This window comes from Pseudomonas fluorescens, assembly GCF_000968015.1.
Lineage (GTDB): Bacteria > Pseudomonadota > Gammaproteobacteria > Pseudomonadales > Pseudomonadaceae > Aquipseudomonas > Aquipseudomonas fluorescens_W.
In genome coordinates, this window is the sequence record NZ_LACH01000044.1 from 31,557 (window position 1) to 51,835 (window position 20,279).

The 20,279-nt window shown below is 60.1% G+C and carries 14 protein-coding genes and 1 tRNA gene; 6 read left to right on the forward strand and 9 right to left on the reverse strand.

Going from position 1 to position 20,279, the window contains the following annotated elements; all coding sequences use genetic code 11:
* The first annotated feature begins 116 nt into the window (after positions 1-116).
* Together VD17_RS19505 and phaR are read left to right on the forward strand one after the other, a co-directional pair.
* The gene (locus VD17_RS19505; protein WP_046055228.1) at positions 117-1,385 is read left to right on the forward strand and encodes an OprD family porin; all 1,269 of its coding nucleotides are present in this window, start codon (positions 117-119) and stop codon (positions 1,383-1,385) included.
* Between the two features lie 186 nt (positions 1,386-1,571).
* On the forward strand, positions 1,572-2,117 hold the full coding sequence (gene phaR / locus VD17_RS19510) for a polyhydroxyalkanoate synthesis repressor PhaR (RefSeq protein WP_046055229.1): 546 nt from the start codon (positions 1,572-1,574) through the stop codon (positions 2,115-2,117).
* Positions 2,118-2,152: 35 nt separating this feature from the next.
* Here phaR and phaP read toward each other — a convergent pair whose 3' ends face one another.
* On the reverse strand, positions 2,153-2,722 hold the full coding sequence (phaP, locus tag VD17_RS19515) for a TIGR01841 family phasin (protein WP_046055230.1): 570 nt from the start codon (positions 2,720-2,722) through the stop codon (positions 2,153-2,155).
* Between the two features lie 255 nt (positions 2,723-2,977).
* Between phaP and VD17_RS19520 the strand changes: the two genes are divergently transcribed.
* On the forward strand, positions 2,978-5,443 hold the full coding sequence (locus VD17_RS19520; RefSeq protein WP_046055231.1) for a DUF3141 domain-containing protein: 2,466 nt from the start codon (positions 2,978-2,980) through the stop codon (positions 5,441-5,443).
* A gap of 12 nt (positions 5,444-5,455) precedes the next feature.
* On the opposite strand, the gene VD17_RS19525 is transcribed toward VD17_RS19520, so the two are convergent.
* A complete protein-coding gene (locus tag VD17_RS19525) occupies positions 5,456-6,493 on the reverse strand; it encodes an AraC family transcriptional regulator (RefSeq protein ID WP_046055232.1) in 1,038 nt (345 codons plus the stop codon).
* Positions 6,494-6,749: 256 nt separating this feature from the next.
* Between VD17_RS19525 and phbB the strand changes: the two genes are divergently transcribed.
* The 3 genes from phbB (at position 6,750) to phaC (ending at position 10,532) form a co-directional block, all read left to right on the forward strand.
* The gene (phbB, locus tag VD17_RS19530) at positions 6,750-7,496 is read left to right on the forward strand and encodes an acetoacetyl-CoA reductase (protein WP_046055233.1); all 747 of its coding nucleotides are present in this window, start codon (positions 6,750-6,752) and stop codon (positions 7,494-7,496) included.
* A gap of 57 nt (positions 7,497-7,553) precedes the next feature.
* On the forward strand, positions 7,554-8,732 hold the full coding sequence (locus VD17_RS19535; RefSeq protein ID WP_046055234.1) for an acetyl-CoA C-acetyltransferase: 1,179 nt from the start codon (positions 7,554-7,556) through the stop codon (positions 8,730-8,732).
* A 96-nt stretch (positions 8,733-8,828) separates the two neighbouring features.
* Complete coding sequence (gene phaC / locus VD17_RS19540; protein WP_046055235.1) at positions 8,829-10,532, forward strand: class I poly(R)-hydroxyalkanoic acid synthase; 1,704 nt, start codon at positions 8,829-8,831, stop codon at positions 10,530-10,532.
* 346 nt (positions 10,533-10,878) lie between these two features.
* Here phaC and VD17_RS19545 read toward each other — a convergent pair.
* From VD17_RS19545 to fdnG, 7 genes are all read right to left on the reverse strand, one after another.
* Positions 10,879-10,974: transfer RNA gene (locus VD17_RS19545), tRNA-Sec, on the reverse strand.
* Positions 10,975-10,980: 6 nt separating this feature from the next.
* Positions 10,981-12,888: a selenocysteine-specific translation elongation factor gene (selB, locus tag VD17_RS19550; RefSeq protein WP_046055236.1), complete on the reverse strand. Its 1,908-nt coding sequence runs from the start codon at positions 12,886-12,888 to the stop codon at positions 10,981-10,983.
* 1 nt (position 12,889) lies between these two features.
* Positions 12,890-14,308 carry an L-seryl-tRNA(Sec) selenium transferase gene (selA, locus tag VD17_RS19555; protein WP_046055237.1) on the reverse strand — a complete coding sequence of 473 codons (1,419 nt, stop codon included), beginning with the start codon at positions 14,306-14,308 and terminating at the stop codon, positions 12,890-12,892.
* A 64-nt stretch (positions 14,309-14,372) separates the two neighbouring features.
* Positions 14,373-15,299 (reverse strand): formate dehydrogenase accessory protein FdhE, encoded by a 927-nt coding sequence (fdhE, locus tag VD17_RS19560; RefSeq protein WP_046055238.1) that lies wholly within the window; start codon positions 15,297-15,299, stop codon positions 14,373-14,375.
* Positions 15,300-15,303: 4 nt separating this feature from the next.
* On the reverse strand, positions 15,304-15,957 hold the full coding sequence (locus VD17_RS19565; protein WP_046055239.1) for a formate dehydrogenase subunit gamma: 654 nt from the start codon (positions 15,955-15,957) through the stop codon (positions 15,304-15,306).
* Positions 15,954-16,889 carry a formate dehydrogenase subunit beta gene (fdxH, locus tag VD17_RS19570; RefSeq protein ID WP_046055240.1) on the reverse strand — a complete coding sequence of 312 codons (936 nt, stop codon included), beginning with the start codon at positions 16,887-16,889 and terminating at the stop codon, positions 15,954-15,956. Before fdxH ends, VD17_RS19565 begins: the two co-directional genes overlap by 4 nt.
* Positions 16,890-19,955 carry a formate dehydrogenase-N subunit alpha gene (gene fdnG / locus VD17_RS19575; RefSeq protein WP_185753188.1) on the reverse strand — a complete coding sequence of 1,022 codons (3,066 nt, stop codon included), beginning with the start codon at positions 19,953-19,955 and terminating at the stop codon, positions 16,890-16,892. It lies immediately after the preceding gene.
* Positions 19,956-20,279: the final 324 nt, after the last annotated feature.

Here is a 20,279-nt window from a genome sequence, read left to right on the forward strand (position 1 = left end):
ACGCGGCGCCACGCTCCTGTCTTTTCGGCGTTCGCGTTTTTTATCGATAAGCCCTCGCCCACCTGGCGAGGGCCGCGGGACCTGTCTTTCCATAATAAAAACAAAGGGGCTTCACCATGGACCGCAACACCCGCACCCTCGCTACCCGACTCTTGCTGGCCGGCGGCGTCATCAGCCTCTCGGCCCCCGCCGCTGCTGACTTTGTCAAAGACAGCAAGGCCAGTCTTGAGCTGCGCAACTTCTATTTCAACCGTGACTATCGCCAGGACAACGCCGCTCAATCCAAACAAGAGGAATGGGCCCAGGGCTTCTTGCTGCGCTATGAATCGGGCTTCACCGACGGTTTGATCGGTGTCGGTTTCGATGCCATCGGCCTGGTTGGCGTCAAGCTCGATTCCAGCCCGGATCGCGCCGGTTCCGGCCTGCTCAAACGCCATCGCGACACAAGCAAAGGGGCGCAGGACGAGTACGGCGAACTGGGCCTGACCGCCAAAGTGCGCGCCTCTAAAAGCACCCTGAAACTCGGCACGTTGCTGCCGAAACTGCCGACGCTACTGGCCAACGATTCACGGCTGTTGCCGCAAACCTTCAAGGGCGGTCAGTTGACGTCGCTGGAGCTCGAAGGCTTGACCGTGGATGCCGGGCGACTGACGCAGGTCAATCAGCGCGACTCCTCGGACTACGAGGACATGGGCATCACCCGAACCGGCGCCAAGGGCATCACCACACGTCATGTCGACAGCGACAGCTTCGATTTCGCCAGCCTGAACTACAAATGGACCAGCAACCTCGCCACCGGCTACAGCTACGGTCACCTCGACAACTTCTACAGCCAGCATCTGATCAACCTGACCTACGTGTTGCCAGTCACAACCGGCCAGTCGCTGAAGACAGATCTGCGCTTCGCCCGCTCCACGGACGATGGCGGCAGCAATGTCGATAACAATGCGATTGGCGCGATGTTCACCTACAACCTCGGCGGGCATGCGTTCGGTCTGGGTTATCAAGGCATGAGCGGCGACACCGGCTACGCCTACGTCAACGGCACTGATGCGTTCCTGGTGAACTTCGTGCAGATCGGCGACTTCGCCAGCAAGGACGAAAAGTCCTGGCAAGCGCGTTACGACTACAACTTTGCGGCCATCGGCGTACCGGGGCTGACCTTCATGACCCGCTACCTCACCGGCGACAACATCGATCTGGGCGGCAATCGTCCGGAAGGCAAGGAATGGGAACGGGATACCGACATCGGCTATGTCGTACAGAGCGGGCCGCTGAAGAATGTCGGGGTGAAATGGCGTAACGCGACGGTGCGCTCGACCAACTTCGGCAGCGACCTGGATGAAAATCGCCTGATCGTCAGCTACACCCTGCCGATCTGGTAAGCCAATTCAGGTTCACAAGGGGGACTCGCTTGACGGCGCAGTCCTCTTTTTTATTCTGGATTTTCGCAGTGATGGCGGGCCTCATCGCGAGCAGGCTCGCTCCCACAGGGGGAATGCGGTCAACTGTGGGAGCGGGCTTGCTCGCGAAGTCGGCCTCAAAGGCGCCAAAGATGAGAGTAGGTTAAGATGCCTGCAAACCAGGCTCGCCACGAGACACCCCGCATGCCAGATTCGCCCCGTCTGATCAAGAAGTACCCCAATCGCCGACTCTACGACACCCACACCAGCAGTCACCTGACGCTGGCGGACATTCGTCAGTTGGTCGTCGATAAAGTGGCGTTTCAGGTGGTCGATGCCAAGAGCGGCGAGGACCTGACGCGCAGCATCCTGCTGCAAGTGATTCTGGAAGCCGAAAGCGGCGGTGAGCCCATCTTCACCACCGAAATGCTGCTGGGGGTTATCCAGTTCTACGGCCCTTATCAGGGCGTTCTCGGCAGTTACCTGGACAAGAGCATTCAGACCGTCATCGACATCCAGTCCCAGACCGGCGCGCAGTCGTCCGAGGCCTGGAGCGACTTCATGCATCAACAGGCCCCGGTGATGCAGGACCTGATGCGCCAATATGTCGACCAGTCCAAGGCGTTGTACCTCAATACCCAGAACCTGTTTGGCATGTTCGGCGGTAAACCTGGCACCGATAACGGGCCGAAAAAAAATGGCGATGGGGAATAAACCCATCGCCATTGGTGCCGCTGATCTAATGCGACTTACTTGTTACCGCTAGTAGCCTTGGCACTTGCTTCTGGAGCAGCTTTGGTCGCCGCGGCAGATGCTGCGTCGAAACTGCTCTGAGCTACATCGGCAGCCTGTTTTACGGCTTTCTGTGCGCTTTCGAACACAGTGCCGGCATTCGCCAGGCTCGACTTGAACGCGGCCACAACTGGCTCGGAGCCGGCCGGTGCATTCTTGCTGATGGCTTCAACGAACTCTTGCACCTGCTGGGTGCCCGCTTCGACCTGACCCGAAGTCAGTTTGGCGATGTCCGACTGAGTACCGACGATCAGCGCTTGAACCTGACGATTGAACTCGGCCAGACGTTCGGTCTGTGCACTCGGCTGGGTGAAAGAAGCCTGCAGCTCGGCGAAACCTTGTGGATCACGTACGGCCAGCAGCTTGCGAACACCTTCGAAGTGCTCTTCGGTGGAGTCACGCAGTGCCTTGAACTGCAACTGGCTGAGCTGTTCAACGCTGGCGAAGACTTTGCCGCTGATTTGCTGCAAAAGATCGAGGTTGGCTTTCTGAGCGGTTTGCAGTTTTTCCGAATTGAAAAAAGACATGCTTGAATCTCCTGGTACTAGAAGGCCCTGATGGACCTGAGGACGCGATAGCGATCCGGCCAGTCATCGCGTTAGCCTTGATATTGCAGTGCACAAAACTATTTGGCAACGTCTATTTTTGTGCGGTGCAAAATAACCTTTGCTAAAGCCCTCCTTATTCGCTGTAAACTCCTGCTCATCGAACGGCCGGGCTAGACCTCTTTAACTAAAGGGTTCAGATGGGCCGGTTCCCATGTACAGCGTCAGGAGATCACGATGGGTCAGGAATTAAATATTGCGCTGCAAGATGAAGAGTTCTCCGAACCCGCCGGCTTGTTCGAACACCTGAATCATCTGCAGCGCCTCAATACCCAAAATGTCCTCGACGCCGTGCGGAAGCGCCAGGCAAAAACCTTCGCGCCTCTAAGCCTTGGGCAACTCCGACAGCCCACGCCCGCTGACTGGCAGGAATACTTCACGGACCTTGGCCAACGCAGCGTGTTGTTCTGGGACACCTTGCGTCAGCGCGGCGACAACACCCTGGCTCACGAGCGCGCCGGGTATCCGCTGCTGCTCAAGTTCAATCATGAAACGCTGGTCGCCGGTGAAGACCTGTCCCGCCCGGTCAACTACTCGCTGTTGCAAATCCTCGGCGGCCCCGGACAACAGATCGACAGCAAAAAACAGCCTGTGATCATCATCGACCCCCGCGGCGGTCACGGCTCGGGCATCGGCGGTTTTAAACAGGACTCGGTCATCGGCGAGAGCCTGAGAGCCGGCCACCCCACCTACTTCATCTCCTTCAGTCACTCGCCCCGCCCAGGGCAAACCCTTGCCGATATCACAGAAGCCCAGGCGCGGTTCATCGAAGTCGTCAGCGCCCGACATCCCGACAGCACCAAACCCGTGGTAATCGGCAACTGCCAGGCGGGCTGGGCGTTAATGGGCCTCGCGGCCACCCGTCCCGAGCTGCCGGGTCTGATCATCGTCAATGGTGCGCCGTTGTCGTACTGGGCCGGCGTCAATGGCCGCAATCCGATGCGCTACACCGGAGGTTTACTGGGCGGTGGCTGGATGGCACGCTTGGGAAGCGACCTCGGCAATGACCGTTTCGACGGCACCTGGCTGGTCAGCAATTTCGAAAACCTGGACCCGGCCAACACCTATTGGGGCAAGTACTACCACCTGTTCAGCGAAGTCGACAGCGAGGCCGCACGCTTTCTGGATTTCGAACGCTGGTGGGGCAGCCCGACCCTGCTCAATGGCGAAGAGATCGAGATGATTGTCGACGACTTGTTCATCGGTAATCAGCTGTCCGGTGGCCTGGGGCGCAAGAGCAGCGGGCTTGACCTCAAGCTGATTGAAGTGCCGGTGGTGGTGTTCTGCTCGTATGGCGACAACATCACCTCCCCGCAGCAGGCACTGGACTGGATCACTGACGTCTATCCTAGCGATCTCGCGTTGCAAAATGCCGGACGTACCATCGTTTACCTGAGGCACGCGAGTATCGGTCACCTGGGCATCTTCGTGTCCGGTGAAGTGGCGCGGCGTGAACATCGTGAATTGCTCGGTGCGGTCGATGCGATCAATGCGCTGTCAGCCGGGCTGTATGAAATGCTGATCGAAGACCTGCCGGAGAATTCGGCGACGCCGTATGCCGTGCGTTTCGAACGCCGGCGTATCGCCGACATCCATGGCCAGGTGCAGCCGCCCCGTGATGACGATCGTGAATTTGCGCTGGTCCAGCGCGCGTCCGCTATCAACAACAATGTGTACGACGAATTCATACGCCCGTGGTTGCGCCAGATGATCAACGAACCGAGCGCCGAAATGCTGCGCCGGGCGCACCCTTTCCATCAGCAGCAAGTGGCCTGGAGCAGTTTGAACCCGGCGCTGTGGTGGCTGGCAGGCAGTGCCGCCCAGGTAAGCAAGGATCGTCACCCCGCCAGCCAAACCAACCCGTTGCTGGTCTGGCAGGAACTGTTTTCCAACCAGGTGCAGGACGCCTTGAACGGCTATCGGGATCTGCGCGATGTCGCACAGGAAATGTGTTTCTACGGCGTGTATGGCGTACTCAACAGCCTCACCGGCAATGCACCCGGACGAAATCTTCAGGAACATGCCGAGCAGCACGACAAGGTTTTGATCGAGCGTTTGCAGGATGCCCTGCCCCTTGGCGGCCTGATGGAAGCCTTGATACGGATCCTGTTCCTGCTGGGCCGCGACAGCGACGAGCCGGGCAAGGAAAGTGTCGAAAAATTGATCCAGCAGCTGCAAGTGTTGCTTCAGGACTACAGTGCCGAGCCGCTTGATCTGCGCGAAACCCTGCGCCTGCAAAAACTGCTGGTCGCCACCCACCCACAAAAAAGCCTGCACAGCCTGCCTTTGATGCTGGTTGAAGTCGAAGAGCGTCAACAAGTGCTCGCGGCCGTCGCCAACTTGCTGCCGGAGCTGCTAACCCGCGGCGCAGACAATCTCTTCTGGCGTGAGCTGCACACATTGCTTGACGTGCCGCTGCCAGGTTTCAGCCTGACCCAACCACCCGGTGCAGCCGATGCCATAGAAGAGAAAGTCCCGGCGATAACCCCTGAGCCAATCAAGCAGAAAGTCCCGGTGGTCATCCCTGAGCCAATCAAGCAGGAAAAAACCGCAGTAACCCCTGACCCCGTCGCCAAGGTCGCGAGTCCGGTGAGCAAACCTGCCAAAGGCAAGAAAGGTGTGAAAAAACCTCCTGCACCCTGATAAGCAACCGCGTCAGACAGGCGCGGCTTCCTCGATTTCAAACGATTCATCGGCCCGATACTGACCGGGTGTCATGCCAAACCAGCGGCTACAGGCTTTGTTGAAACTGCTGTGATCATGAAAACCAAGGAGATACGCGACATGCTTCATGTTGAAGTGAGAATGGCGCAGGTAGAAATCGGCCAATTGCCGGCGCACCGCGTTCTGCACGTCCTTGAATTGCGTCCCTTCCTTTTCCAGCGCGCGCTGCAATGTCCGCTTGCTGATGTTCAAGTGCGCCGCGATCGACTCCATGTCGCACTGCCCCTGGCCCTGACTCAACCGCTCGGTAATCAGCGCGCGAATCCTGCCGACGATGCAAAAACCAAACAGCAGGTCCAGTTGAGCCTCGGCAAAACTATCATGCAGCACCGCCAACGCTTCATTGGCCATGTTCAACGGACGCATCAGTTCCTGACCGTCAAACAAAATGCTGTCGTAAGGCGCGTCGAAATGCAGGTCGCAGCCAAACAGCCGACGATGCTCGGACGTGTCTTCAGGTTCGGGATAGGTGAATCCCACGCTCAAGGGTTGCGGTGCGTTGCCGCCCGCCAGCTTACGGCAGAAACCCAGCAATGAAGCCAGCGCTGCATCGGTGTATTGGCGAGGTTTGACCGAGCCTTTTTGTTGATGATCGAGTCCGGACAGTCGGTAATTCTGCTGTTCCGATGTAAAGAAAAGGCTGAATCCGGTGCCGATCAACGGACTGAAACGGACCAGTCGTTCAAGGGCTTTTTTCAGATTCAGGCTGGACATCATGGTGTAGCCGACGATCTGAAAGCTGCCGGGGTGGAAACTTCCATAGGCCTTCAAGCCAATGTTTGGATCACCCGAAGCCTGAGCGGCCAGATCCCATAGTCGATAGATAGCCTTTCGCTCGCAAAACGCTCCTGGTTTGTCCGCGAGCTTCATGTCTAGTTCAGCCTCCTGACACAGACTGGCAACATCCAGTCCTTGAGCCAAGAGCGTATTTACCAGCACGCTGGCATAGCCTGAACTCATTCTATACATGGCGTCCTCAATGACCTGTGGAACCGAACATCCTGTCCGGAGCCATGACTGATCTGCGATGAATCAAAGACTAACGGATCGTTCCCTTACCAATATTGATCCCAGTATAGGTACTCCTCATATTTAGCCAGCCGGGCATTACAAGGTCATGGCACCGTTGGACACCAGACCGTCACCTCTCAACACTTCCGCACGCCCCGCCAATACCGAACAATCCCCCATCTTGCAGCGCAAAATACAAAAAGGAAGAGAGCCTATGAAGTCGCTTGGTCGTATTGCGTTGGTCACGGGAGGTATGGGTGGGATTGGCACTGCGATAAGCCAACGCCTGTACAAGGAAGGATTCAAGGTCATCGTGGGCTGCAGCTCTGATTCCGCTCGCAAGAATGAGTGGATAGCCGGTCAACTGGCGGCGGGTTATCAATTCGAATGCATCTATGGCGACATCACCGATTGGGAATCAACGCGCAAAGCGTTCGAGATGGCTCGTGAGCAGTACGGCCCGATCGATGTCTTGGTCAACAACGCCGGCATCACGCGTGATGCGTCCTTTCGCAAACTGACGCCCGAAGACTGGAACGCGGTCATCGGCACCAACCTGAGCGGCCTGTTCAACACCACCAAACAGGTGATTGAAGGGATGTTGGCCAAGGGCTGGGGACGGGTCATCAACATCTCCTCGATCAACGGTCAGCGCGGCCAGTTCGGCCAGACCAACTACAGCGCGGCCAAGGCCGGCATCCACGGTTTCACCATGGCCCTGGCCCGGGAAGTGTCCGGCAAGGGCGTGACCGTCAATACCGTCTCCCCAGGTTACATCCAGACCAGCATGACCGCGGCCATCCGCCCGGACATTCTCGACACCATGATCGCGGCCACACCAGTTGGGCGTCTCGGCCAACCTGAAGAAATCGCTTCCATCGTGGCCTGGCTGGCTTCGGATGAATCGGCCTATAGCACCGGGGCCGACTTCTCGGTCAACGGCGGCATGAACATGCAGTAGACCTGTCAGGGCATGGATGCCCTGCTTCCGCTCGACAACATCTTAATGAGGTCACGCATGAACGAAGTCGTAATCGTTGCCGCTACTCGTACCGCCATTGGCAGTTTTCAAGGTGCCTTGTCCGCGATTCCAGCCACCGAGCTGGGCGCGGCGGTCATTCGCCGTTTGCTGGAAGAGACCGGTCTGGACGGCTCGCAGATCGATGAAGTGATCCTCGGCCAAGTACTGACCGCAGGCTCGGGGCAAAACCCGGCACGCCAGACGGCAATCAAGGCCGGCCTGCCCCATACCACCCCTGCCCTGACCCTGAACAAGGTTTGCGGCTCGGGCCTCAAGGCTGTCCAGCTGGCGGTCCAGGCCATCCGTTGCGGCGACGCCGAACTGATCATTGCCGGTGGTCAGGAAAACATGAGCCTGGCGCCGTATGTACTGCCCAAGGCCCGCACCGGTTTGCGCCTGGGTCATGCGCAACTGCAAGACAGCGTGATTCAGGACGGTTTGTGGGACGCCTTCAACGACTACCACATGGGCATCACTGCCGAAAACCTGGCGCAGAAGTACGACCTCAGTCGCGAAGACCAGGACGCTTTCGCCGCAGCCTCGCAACAGAAAGCCGCTGCGGCCATCGAAGCGGGCTACTTCAAGCGTGAAATCACCCCGATCCTGATCCCTCAGCGCAAGGGTGAGCCGCTGGTCTTCGACACCGATGAACAGCCGCGTCCAGACAGCACATTGCAGGCGCTGGGCAACCTCAGACCCGCGTTCCAGAAAAACGGCAGCGTGACCGCCGGTAACTCGTCGACCCTCAACGACGGCGCCGCCGTGCTGTTGCTGGCCAGCGCCGCCAAGGCCCTGGCCCTCGGCTTGCCGGTTCTGGCACGCATCAAGGCTTACGCCAGCGCTGGCGTGGACCCGGCGATCATGGGCATCGGCCCGGTGCCGGCCACCCGTTTGGCATTGACCAAAGCCGGCTGGAGCCTGGACGACCTCGACCTGATCGAAGCCAATGAAGCGTTCGCCGCGCAATCACTGGCAGTCGGCAAGGAACTGGGTTGGGACACCAGCAAGGTCAACGTCAATGGCGGCGCGATTGCCCTGGGTCATCCGATCGGCGCATCGGGCGCGCGGATTCTGGTGTCGCTGTTGCACGAGTTGATTCGTCGCGACGGCAAAAAAGGCTTGGCTACGTTGTGCATCGGTGGCGGCCAGGGTGTCAGCCTGGTCATCGAGCGCTAGAAACACAGGAGTGTTTGCTTGAGTTGCTGACGCGGCGCCGAAGTCCGGCGCCGCGGTTTTTTTCTGCCCGGTTTACGTGAGTGGGCAAGGAGTTCCATGGACAATAACGCGCATACCTTCAACACCTTCTGGTCAGGCCAGGTTCCGTTCATTGCCTCCTTTGCAGTGCAACAATTACGTCTCTGGGTCAGTAGCAATCCGTGGTTTACCGGCCAGGAATACAACGAGTGGTTTGACCTGCCGCGCGGCACCCTGGACAGCCTTCAATCGGATTACCAGCAGCAATGGGGCGAACTTGGCCAGCAACTGCTGACCGGTCAGCCATTCAGCTTCGACGATCGACGTTTTGCCAGTGGCAACTGGAGCCAGCCATTGTTCGGCTCGCTTGCAGCGTTTTACCTGCTCAACGCAGGTTTTCTGCTGAAGCTGCTGGAGAAGTTGGCGATCCCGGACAAAAAGCCGCGTCAGCGTCTGCTCTATCTGGTGGAACAAGCCATCGCCGCCGGCGCGCCCAGCAACTTTCTGGCCAGTAACCCCGATGCGCTGCAACGTGTCGTCGATACTCAGGGAAGCAGCCTCATCACCGGCCTGTTGCACCTGGCCAGCGACCTGCAAGAAGGCAAGATGCGCCAGTGCGACGCCGGTGCATTCAAAGTCGGTGTCGATCTCGCCAACACCCCCGGCGAAGTGGTCTTCGAGAACGAACTCTTCCAGCTGATCCAGTATTACCCGCAAAGCGAAACCCAGTACCGGCGCCCGGTGTTTGTCGTGCCGCCGTCAATCAACAAGTACTACATTCTCGACCTGCGCCCGGACAACTCGATGGTTGCCCATCTGTTGAAACAAGGGCATCCGGTGTTTCTGATGTCGTGGCGCAACTTCGACCAGGAACACGCTGGCACCACTTGGGATGACTTGATCGAAACCGGCATCATCAAAGGCCTGCAAGTGACCCGCGAAATCAGCGGCGAGCAGCGGCCCAATTGCGTCGGCTTCTGCATCGGCGGCACTTTGTTGAGTTCGGCGCTGGCCGTCCTGGCGGCGCGCGGTGACCGCGAGATTGGCAGCGTGAGCCTGTTGACCACCTTCCTCGACTACCTCGATACCGGCCCCATCGACATCTTTGTCGACGAACAATTGGTGGCTTACCGCGAGCGCACCATCGGCGGCCTGGATGGCCCGATCGGCCTGTTCAAAGGCGAGGACATGGGCAATACCTTCTCGCTGCTGCGTCCCAACGACTTGTGGTGGAACTACAACGTCGACAAATACCTCAAGGGTCAGAAACCGATCCCCCTCGACCTGCTGTTCTGGAACAACGACAGCACCAACCTCCCGGGCCCGATGTACTGCTGGTATCTGCGCCACACCTATCTGCAGAACGACCTGAAATCCGGTGAGCTGGACTGTTGCGGGGTCAAGCTGGACCTGCGCGCCATCGATGCTCCGGCGTACATCCTCGCCACCCATGACGATCACATCGTGCCGTGGAGAAGCGCTTACGCCAGCACCGAGTTGCTCTCCGGGACCAAGCGTTTTGTACTGGGCGCATCAGGGCATATCGCCGGGGTGATCAACCCGCCGGCCAAGGAAAAACGCCACTACTGGACCAACAACCGGGTCACCAAAAACCCGGAAACCTGGTTCAAGAACGCCCAGCAACATTCCGGTAGCTGGTGGAATGACTGGTTCGTCTGGCTGGCTGAACAGTCCGGCGAACGCCAGCCCTCGGTGCTGCATACCGGTAACGCCCAATACCTGGCGATTGAGTCGGCACCGGGGCGTTATGTGATGCAGTGATCAACCGCCCCGCGCGAAAAACGCGGGCGCTGTGGTAATGCCATTTCAGCAGCAATGCCTGTCTTGTAGCAGCTGTCGAGCTTGCGAGGCTGCGTCCGGCTGCGAAGCAGTCGTAAACCCTGAGTACGCGGTGAGTCTGACGCACCGCATTGTCTAACGGCTGTTACGCAGCCTCGCACGCTCGACAGCTGTTACAGAGCCGGACGGACCGGGGCGGCGTTCCGACAAGCCCCCTCGCTCCAGAGGATCTGTGACTACTCGGATAGGGCCAGTCGATCCAGTGCGCGGTTCACCATCAACTCGAACAGCAAGATGACTTGTGAAATACCTCGCAGGGTGTTGAAAATGGCGGAAGGCAGCCGGAGTCGAACCTGCCCGGGAACGGATGCCGTCCCCAACCGGGTTTGAAGCCCGGCCGCGCCACCGGGCGCGATTGCCTTCCTTGAAGTCAGTGCTCGGTGCGTTGGGCCAAGGCATTGTCGAGGCGGATATGGCGCTTGTCGCCAAACCGTCGCGTCAGGCCGATCCGGTCGAAGTATTCGAGAATCTGGATGCTGCGCTTGCGACCCAGGCCCACGGCATCACGAAACGCCGTGACCTGAATCACCGGGTTTTGCGCGGCCAGTTGCACAAGCATAGCCGCCAATCGGCGGATCACCGTGTCGGTGTAGAACAGGTCACGGACGACTTGATGCACTAATCCCAATCTCGCCATTTTGCACAGCAGCAAGCGCACGGCCGCCTCGTCATGGTCAAGGTCACGCACCCACGGCGGATCAAAACCAGCCTGTTCGAACAACGGTTGCAAGTGTTGCCAAAGGGCTTCCTCGTCTTCGCTCAAACGCACCTGATGATCGGGCAAATGCAGCCATGGCCCGCTGGCGGCAATGGCCCCGCCGGCGAGTAACTCGTCGAGCAGGCTGATGAACGTCGGACGGTCCAGCGCTGTGCCGGTGAACCGCCGCAGGCGATCCCGGTCCGGGCCCATTTGATCCGGTTCCAGTTGATGAAAGCGTGCGAGGTGTTCCAGCAGCGGTGCTTTCAGCGCTTCCCAGCGGGTCGCACTGAACAGCAACGGACCTTGGCGAATGTCGACCAGACGCACGTCATCCGGCAAAACCCACGTGTTGCGGGGGCGGTTGAACTGACGCTCCAGACGCAGCGGATCGAGCCCGGTGTCGCTGTTGGACAATAACGCCGGAAGGCTGTCTTCCAACTCTTTGCGTGTGGCGAGGGCGTGTAGCTGCGCCAGCCGCTCGGGGCTTCGACGTTGTCGGGTCGGTGCAAACGGGTCGAGCACCCGCGCGCCGCCGAGGGTCCGTTGGGCGCTCTGGTCACGCAGGATCAACGGATCGCCCTTCACGGCCTGCACCGGCGTGTTCAGCAGCAGTTGCGCGAACATCCTTTCACCCGGCGCCAGGCGGGCGCCTTCCAGCAACGCCACCCGCCCGGTCACGTCCTGAGTCCCGACGTGAACATGCACAGGTTGAAAGTGCTCGAAGGCTTTGGGTTCGCTGGCTAACAAATGCAGGTCGACATCCACTCGCTGGGTCGGCGCGAACAGCCACTCGGCCAGCAACCAGTGGCCGCGGTGTATCTGCTCCAGAGCCAAGCGTTCGGCACTCAGGTTCAACGCCACTCGCTGTCCGGCCATTGCGACTTCGGCGGCCCGATTCTGCGCATGCAGGCCGCGCACGCGCACGGGTTTGCCCTGCGGGCCGAGCATCAGCGTATCGCCCACCGCCACCACGCCAGACAACGCAGTGCCGGTCACCACGATACCGACGCCGGCCACGCTGAAGGCACGATCAATCGCCAGGCGAAAACCGCCGATGGTGCTGCGTTGAACGACTTCACGCTGTGCCTCGAGCAAGGCTTGTCGCAGGGTCTCGATGCCCTCCCCGGTCACACTCGACAGCGCAAACAGCGACGCGTTGGCATAAGGCCCCGATGCCAGCAATGTCTGGATCTGATCGCGAACGGCTTGCACTCTGGACGGTTCGACCCGGTCGCATTTGCTGATCGCCACCAGCGCCCGAGGGATGCCCAGCAGTTCAACGATGGCCAGGTGTTCGCGGGTCTGCGGCATGACGCCGTCGTCGGCCGCGACCACCAGCAACACCAGATCAATGCCCTGAGCCCCCGCCAGCATGTTGTGGGTGAAGCGCTCATGACCGGGCACATCGATAAAACCGGTCAGGGGCGCTTGCGGTTCCAGCGCCGCGTAAAGGTAGCCGAGATCGATGGTCATGCCGCGTTCACGTTCTTCCCGGCGACGGTCGCCGGCCTGGCCGGTCAGGGCCTGGAGCAAGGCAGTCTTGCCGTGGTCGATGTGCCCGGCGGTGCCGACGATCACCCTATGTCTCCTGTAATTGATCGAGTTGCGCCAGCCACGCCGGCTCATCGTCCAGTTGCCGCAGATCCAGCCACAACGCATCGTCATCAATGCGCCCGAGCACCGGAATCGGCAGCGCACGCAGGGCCGCTTCCAGCCCGTGCAGCTGCCGTCCGCGAAAACGTTTGGACGCATGCGGTCGAAGGCATAAAGCCGCACTCGGCAATCGCGCCACCGGTTGGCTACCGCTGCCGATCATGCTCAGCGCCGGTACCGCGCTGACGCTCCAGCCGTCGCCCAGGATTTTGGCCAGCGAGGGTTGCAGGCGCTCAGCCTGGGCCAGGATATCCGCCTGGGGTCGGGTCAGCAGGCGCAAACTCGGCAGCCGTTCGGCCAGTCGATCAGGATCGCGGTACAGACCCAACACCGCTTCGAGGGCGGCCAAAGTCAGTTTGTCGACCCGCAAGGCGCGCTTGAGTGGATTCTTCTTGATCTTAGCGATCAGGTCTTTGCGGCCGACGATCAACCCGGCCTGTGGCCCACCCAGTAACTTGTCGCCGCTGAAGGTGACGATGTCTGCACCATCGATCAGCGCCTGGCGCACCGTCGGCTCGGCGGGCAAGCCCCAGCGCGTCAGGTCCAGCAGGCTGCCGCTGCCGAGGTCTTCAAGTAACGGCAAGCCGTGTTTATGCGCGAGTTGCGCCAGCTCGGCGGTCGGCACCCGCGCGGTGAAGCCTTCGATGTTGTAGTTGCTCGTATGGACGCGCATCACCAAACCGCTACGGGGGCCGATGGCCGCCTCGTAATCGCGGGCATGGGTGCGATTGGTGGTGCCGACTTCGTGAAGCCTGACCCCGGCTCTGGCCATGATGTCGGGAATGCGGAAGGCGCCACCGATTTCGATCAGTTCGCCCCGGGAAATGATGCCTTCCTTGCGCGCGCCCAGACTGTTAAGTGACAGCAACACCGCAGCGGCATTGTTGTTGACCACCGTCACCGCCTCGGCGCCGGTCAGCTCGCGGATCAGGCCTTCGATCAAGTCATCCCGGTCGCCGCGCTTGCCGCTGTGCAGGTCGAATTCCAGATTGAGTGGGTAGCGTGCCGCGAGTTGCACGGCGTCGATGGCTTCCTCCGGCAACAACGCTCGCCCCAGATTGGTGTGCAGCACCGTGCCGGTGAGGTTGAACACCCGGCGCACGTTGCTGCGATGCTGTGTGGCCAAGCGTTCGCCCGCCCTGCCCGCCAACACTTCAGGCGCGATTTCAATGGCGTCGAGTTGCCCTGAAAGCACCGGTTCACGTAAGTCATCCAGCAATAGCCGCAAATTCGCCAGCAACGCGTCGCGCCCATAACGCTCGGCCAGCGGTTGGCAAGCGGGATGGCGCAACAGACTGTCGATGGAAGGCAGCCGCAGGGTTTGGCTGGCGGATCTGGAGGACATCAGGCGCTCCTGATTACGAATGACCGTAGCGCCTGAGTGTAGCCGCAGAGTTTGTAGGTAGAACTCAGTCACCTCCCGGTGCCAGCAACAGATTCGGCGCCGGACGCTGGTAGCCTTCCTGCTCCAGGCGCATGTCCAGCAGCAGGCTGGTCAGGTCCGTCGAGAGCGCTTCGGCCTCGGCGTCGTTTTCCAGGTAAAGCAGTTTCAGGTAGCTGTGGCAGCCGGGACAGACCTCCGCGCGCAACGGAGCCTGATTGGCGGCGTAGCGGTCGTCATCGAGGCTGACGTATTCAAGGCCTTTGCTTTGTTCGCAATACACGCATTTGACCCGCACTACATGCCATTCGCAGGCACACAGCGAACACACCAGATACCGCAAGCCGTTGTACTTGCCGCGATGGCGAATCACGCCGGCCATGGCCGGTGAACCGCAGGCCGGGCATTGGCTGAGACTGTCGCCGGGTTTCAACGCAAGGTCCGGCGTACTCAGCAACCAATGACTCCAGGCCACCTGCAACGCCGCGCCGAGAAACGGCACCACGGCGGCGGGCAGCAAGGTGAACTGGCCGCTGACCAACGTAATCGCCCAGGCCTTGCGTTGCCCGACGTTGGCGCTGCGCAAGGTCGCCACGGCTTTTTCCACGGCAGGTTGCGGCAGTGGCTGGTAACGCTGCAACAGCGCGTCGAGGTACGGCAGCCAATCGTCTTCACGTACCAGACTGTCGGCGGCGAACGGCGGCAAGCCATGTTGCTGGCACACGCGCAGGCGTTCGGCATCGGGCATGGCGGTGACGGGCGGATCGTCCATCAGGCCCTGCTGCACGTGGCACAGCCCGGTCACCAGTCGCAGGTAATCGGCCAGTGGATGGCCGTCGACCAGACGCTCCAGACGCAAGGCGCGCAAGGTGAACAGGTTGTTCGGTGGCAGGTGCAGAAACGGCGGTGAACTCGCCGCCGCTTCGATCTCGCCAGGCTCAAGAATCGTCGCCACGGGGCTATCCTTTTTTGCTGATCGGCCGGTCGGGGTGTTCGTCACGGGTCACTTCGCGGTACCACAGTTCATGGTGTTTTTTCGCCCAGGCGCGGCTGACCCCGCCATGCACCATGGCGCTGACCGAACCCTTGATCCAGATGCCGGCGTAGATGTGAACAATGATGCTCAGCACCAGGATGAAACCCGCCAACGCATGCAGCAGCATGGCCCAACGAATGCTGGTGATGCCGAAGTACTCGCTGAAGTACGCGCGCCAGATCACCAGCCCGCTGAACAACAGCACCAACATGCACATCAGCAAGGTCCAGAACAGCAGCTTCTGCCCAGGGTTGTACTTGCCGATGGGTGGCACGCCCTCCTCCTCATTCTTGATCACCCGCCCGACTCGCCTCAGCCACAACCGATCGTTGGCGATAAAGAAGTTCGCCCGCCAGAAACGGATCACCAGGCCAAGGAACAGCACGAACATCGCCACGCCCATGAACGGATGCAGGATGCGCGTCCACGGGCCGCCGCCGAACAGGTTGCTGAGCCAGAACAGTGCCGGATGAAACAACGCCAGCCCCGACAGTGCAGCCATGAAAAACAGAATCGCCACCAGCCAGTGATTGGTGCGCTGGTTTGAGGTGTAGCGAAGGATCGGTTTGTCGTTCATGACCTGTCCTCCCCCTTCGGATCATAGGTGTGCACCGATGGATCGATTTCATGCACGGCGGGATCGGGGATGCTCGGGTGTTCGTCCTCCTCGACCAGTTGCGGCCCGATGCGCACGTAGTGGAAGAACCCGGCCAGCACCGCCAAGCCCATGGCCAGCAACCCCAAGGGTTTGCTCACGCCTTTCCACAGGTCCACCAGCGGACTGATGGTCGGTCGGTCCGGCAGACCGGCATACAACCGGGGCTCATCGGCATGGTGCAGCACATACATCACGTGAGTACCGCCGACGCCACTTGGGTCGTACAGTCCCGCGTGTTCGAAGCCACGGCTCTTGAGGTCGACGATCCTTTCGGCCGCGTGTTCTTTCATGTCGTCCTTGGTGCCAAACACAATGGCGCCCGTCGGGCAGGTTTTGACGCAGGCCGGTTCCAGCCCCACCGCCACCCGGTCCGAGCACAACGTGCATTTGTAGGCCTTGTGATCCTTTTGCGAGATTCGCGGGATATTGAACGGGCAACCGGTGATGCAATACCCGCAGCCGATGCAATGGTCCTGGTCGAAATCGACGATGCCATTGGCATGCTTGATGATCGCCCCAGGGCTCGGGCACGCCGCCAGGCAACCGGGCTCGGCGCAGTGCATGCAGCCGTCCTTGCGAATCAGCCATTCCAGATTACCGGCGTCGGTTTCATGCTCGGTGAAGCGCATCAAGGTCCAGGTTTCTGCGCTCAGGTCCTGAGGGTTGTCGTAGGTGCCGAGGTTGTGGCCGACATCGTCGCGCAGCTCGTTCCATTCCGAGCAGGCAACCTGACACGCCTTGCAGCCAATGCACTTGGTTGTGTCGATCAGCTTGGCCACTTCCTCCTGATTGCGTACCGAGGACGGGACGGTCGTGGTGGCCGAACGGGCGATGATGTCTTGGCTGGCCATTTAGACTTTCTCCACGTTGACCAGGAATGACTTGGATTCCGGGGTCTGAGTGTTGCCATCGCCGAGGAACGGCACCAGGGTGTTAGTCAGGTAACCGTGACGCGTGAGCCCGGTAAAACCCCAGTGCAGCGGGATACCGATCTGGTGCACCACCTGATTGTTGACCTGCAGCGGACGAATCCGCTTGGTCACCACCGCCACCGCTTCTATATGCCCGCGCTTGGAACTGACACGGACCCGGTCGCCGGCCACGATGCCTTTCTCCTTGGCCAGCACTTCACCGATTTCGACGAACTGCTCGGGTTGGGCAATCGCATTGAGCTTGCAATGCTTGCTCCAGAAGTGGAAATGCTCGGTCAGCCGGTAACTGGTCGCGGCATATGGATAGTCCTTGGCCACGCCCAGGGAATCCCACACCGAATCGAAGATCCGCGCCGCCGGGTTGCTGGTGGCTTTCTTGTTTTGCGGGTGCAACGGGTTGATGCCGATCGGCGTTTCGAAGGGTTCGTAATGCTCAGGGAAAGGTCCTTCGTTCATCTTGTCGACCGCGAAGAACCGCGCGACGCCTTCGGGGTTCATGATGAACGGGTTCATCCCGGCTTCCGGTGGCGAGTCGGCCTTGAAGTCCGGCACATCGGTGCCGCTCCAGACCTTGCCGTTCCACCACACCAGGCGTTTTTTCTCGTCCCACGGCTTGCCTTGCGGGTCGCACGAAGCGCGGTTGTAAAGAATCCGTCGGTTCGCCGGCCAGGCCCAGGCCCAGCCCTGATGTTGCTTCATGCCATACGGATCGCTGTTGTCTCGCCGGGCCATCTGGTTGCCCGCTTCAGTCCAGCTGCCACAAAAAATCCAGCATCCGGAAGCCGTGCTGCCGTCGTCCTTGAGCTGGCCGAAACCGGCCAGTTGCGCGTTGCCCTTGATCGCCGCGCCGGTAGCGTCGGTGAAGTCCGTGGTGGCATAGCCGTTGATTTCCTTGGCCAGTTCTTCCGGCGAAGGCTCGTCGGCGATTTTGTACGGCCAGGACAGTTTGAGGATCGGCTCGGCATAAGCGCCGCCGTTGGCTTGGTAACGCTGACGCAGACGGATAAACAGTTCGCTCATGATCCGCACATCAGTGCGCGCTTCGCCAGGGCCGTCAGCACCTTTCCAGTGCCATTGCAGCCAACGGCTGCTGTTGACCAACGAACCGTCTTCTTCGGCGAAACAGGTGGTGGGCAGGCGAATCACTTCGGTCTGGATGCCGGCAGTTTCGACATCGTTGTACGGCCCGACATTGCGCCAGAATTCCGAGGTCTCGGTGGACAGCGGGTCCATCACCACCAGCCATTTCAGCTTGGCCAGTGCCGCCATCACCCGGTTTTTGTCAGGCAACGCGGCGATGGGGTTGAAGCCCTGGCACATATAGCCGTTGACCTTGCCCTGGCCCATCAGGTCGAACACTTTGAGGATGTCGTAGTTCGGGATGTCGAGTTTCGGCAGATAGTCATAAGCCCAGCGGTTTTCGAGCGTGGCATTCGCGCCGTACCAGGCTTTCATCAGGCTGACGTGGAACTTGCCGTAGTTTTGCCAATAGGACAGTTGCCCCGGACGCAACGGTTTTTGTACCCGTTTGGTGATGTAGGCGTCGTAATCCTGCTCCGCATCCTGCGGCAACGTCAGATAGCCCGGCAGCGAATTGGACAGCAAGCCGAGGTCAGTCAGCCCCTGAATGTTGGAGTGCCCGCGCAAGGCATTGACGCCCCCACCCGGCATGCCGACGTTGCCCAGCAGCAATTGCACCATGGCCGCGCTGCGGATGATCTGCGAACCGATCGAGTGCTGCGTCCAGCCCAGCGCGTAGAGAATCGTCATGGTCTTGCCCGGTTGCGAGCAGGTGGCGATTTCTTCCCAGATCTTCTGCATGGCATCCACAGGCATGCCGCAAATCTGGCTCGCCAGTTGGATGTTGTAGCGGCTGTAATGCTGCTTCATCAATTGATAGACGCAGTGCGGGTCTTGCAGGGTCGGGTCGACCTTGACGAAGCCGTCTTCACCGAGTTCATAACCCCAGCCGGACCTGTCGGTGTAGGCGCGTTTGGCGACGTCGTAACCGCTGAAGATCCCGTCCTCGAAGCCGAACCCGGCTTTGACGATGAACGACACGTCGGTATAAGCGCGCACGTACTCGTGCTGGATCTTGTCCTCAGTCAGCAGGTAATTGATCAGCCCGCCCATGAAGGCGATGTCGGTGCCGGTGCGAATTGGCGCGTAATAGTCGGCCACCGAAGCGGTCCGGGTAAAACGCGGATCGACCACGATCAAGCGTGCCTTGTTGTGCGCCTTGGCTTCGGTCACCCATTTGAAGCCGCACGGGTGCGCTTCTGCTGCGTTGCCGCCCATCACCAGGATCAGGTTCGCGTTGCCGATATCGGTCCAGGTATTGGTCATGGCACCACGGCCATACGTCGGGGCAAGACTTGCCACCGTCGGGCCGTGTCAGACACGCGCCTGGTTATCAAACCCCAGCATGCCGAGACTGCGAATGACCTTGTGGGTGATGTAACCCGCTTCGTTGGACGCCGCCGAGGCCGCGAGGAAACCGGTGGTCAGCCAGCGGTTCACCGTTTGGCCCTGGGCATTCTTCTCGATGAAGTTGGCGTCGCGGTCGGCCTTCATCAGGTCGGCGACGCGATCCAGCGCTTCATCCCAGGAGATACGCGTCCACTCAGTGGTGCCGGGTTTGCGCACCTGCGGATACTGCAGGCGACCGGGGCTGTGAATGAAGTCCAGCAGGCCGGCACCTTTGGGGCACAGGGTGCCGCGATTAACCGGGTGGTCGGAATCGCCTTCGATGTGGATGATGTTTTGCGCGACGTTCTTGGCGGCATCGCCCTGGCTGTACATGATCACGCCGCAGCCGACCGAGCAGTACGGGCAGGTGTTGCGGGTTTCATGGGTGTGGGCAAGCTTGAAGTGGCGCACCTGCTCGGCGAAGGCAGTCGCGGGGGCCATGCCCAGCGCGCCGAGGCTCGAGCCCGCAAGGCCGATACCAGCGACCTTGAAGAACTGACGACGGTTGAGGTCCATCGTGCACTCCTGTCAGGTGGAGACCCGGTACTTTTGCCGGGTTTTTCTGGACAAACACAGTTGTGGCAGTCTGGCTGCCGACATTTGAAACTGTAGACAATGTTAGAACTGACTGTGTGAAAACCGACCATCGGGCAATACCGGGACGTCAGCCATCACACCCAACCTTGTGGGAGCGAGCTTGCTCGCGATAGCGGTGGGTCATTCAACATCTATGCAAGCTGATACGCCGCCATCGTCGGAACGCCGCCCGGAACAAGCTCGCTCCCACAGGGGCTTGGCGTTTATCATGAGCGTCGGATTTACCCTGCCCTTTATGAGACT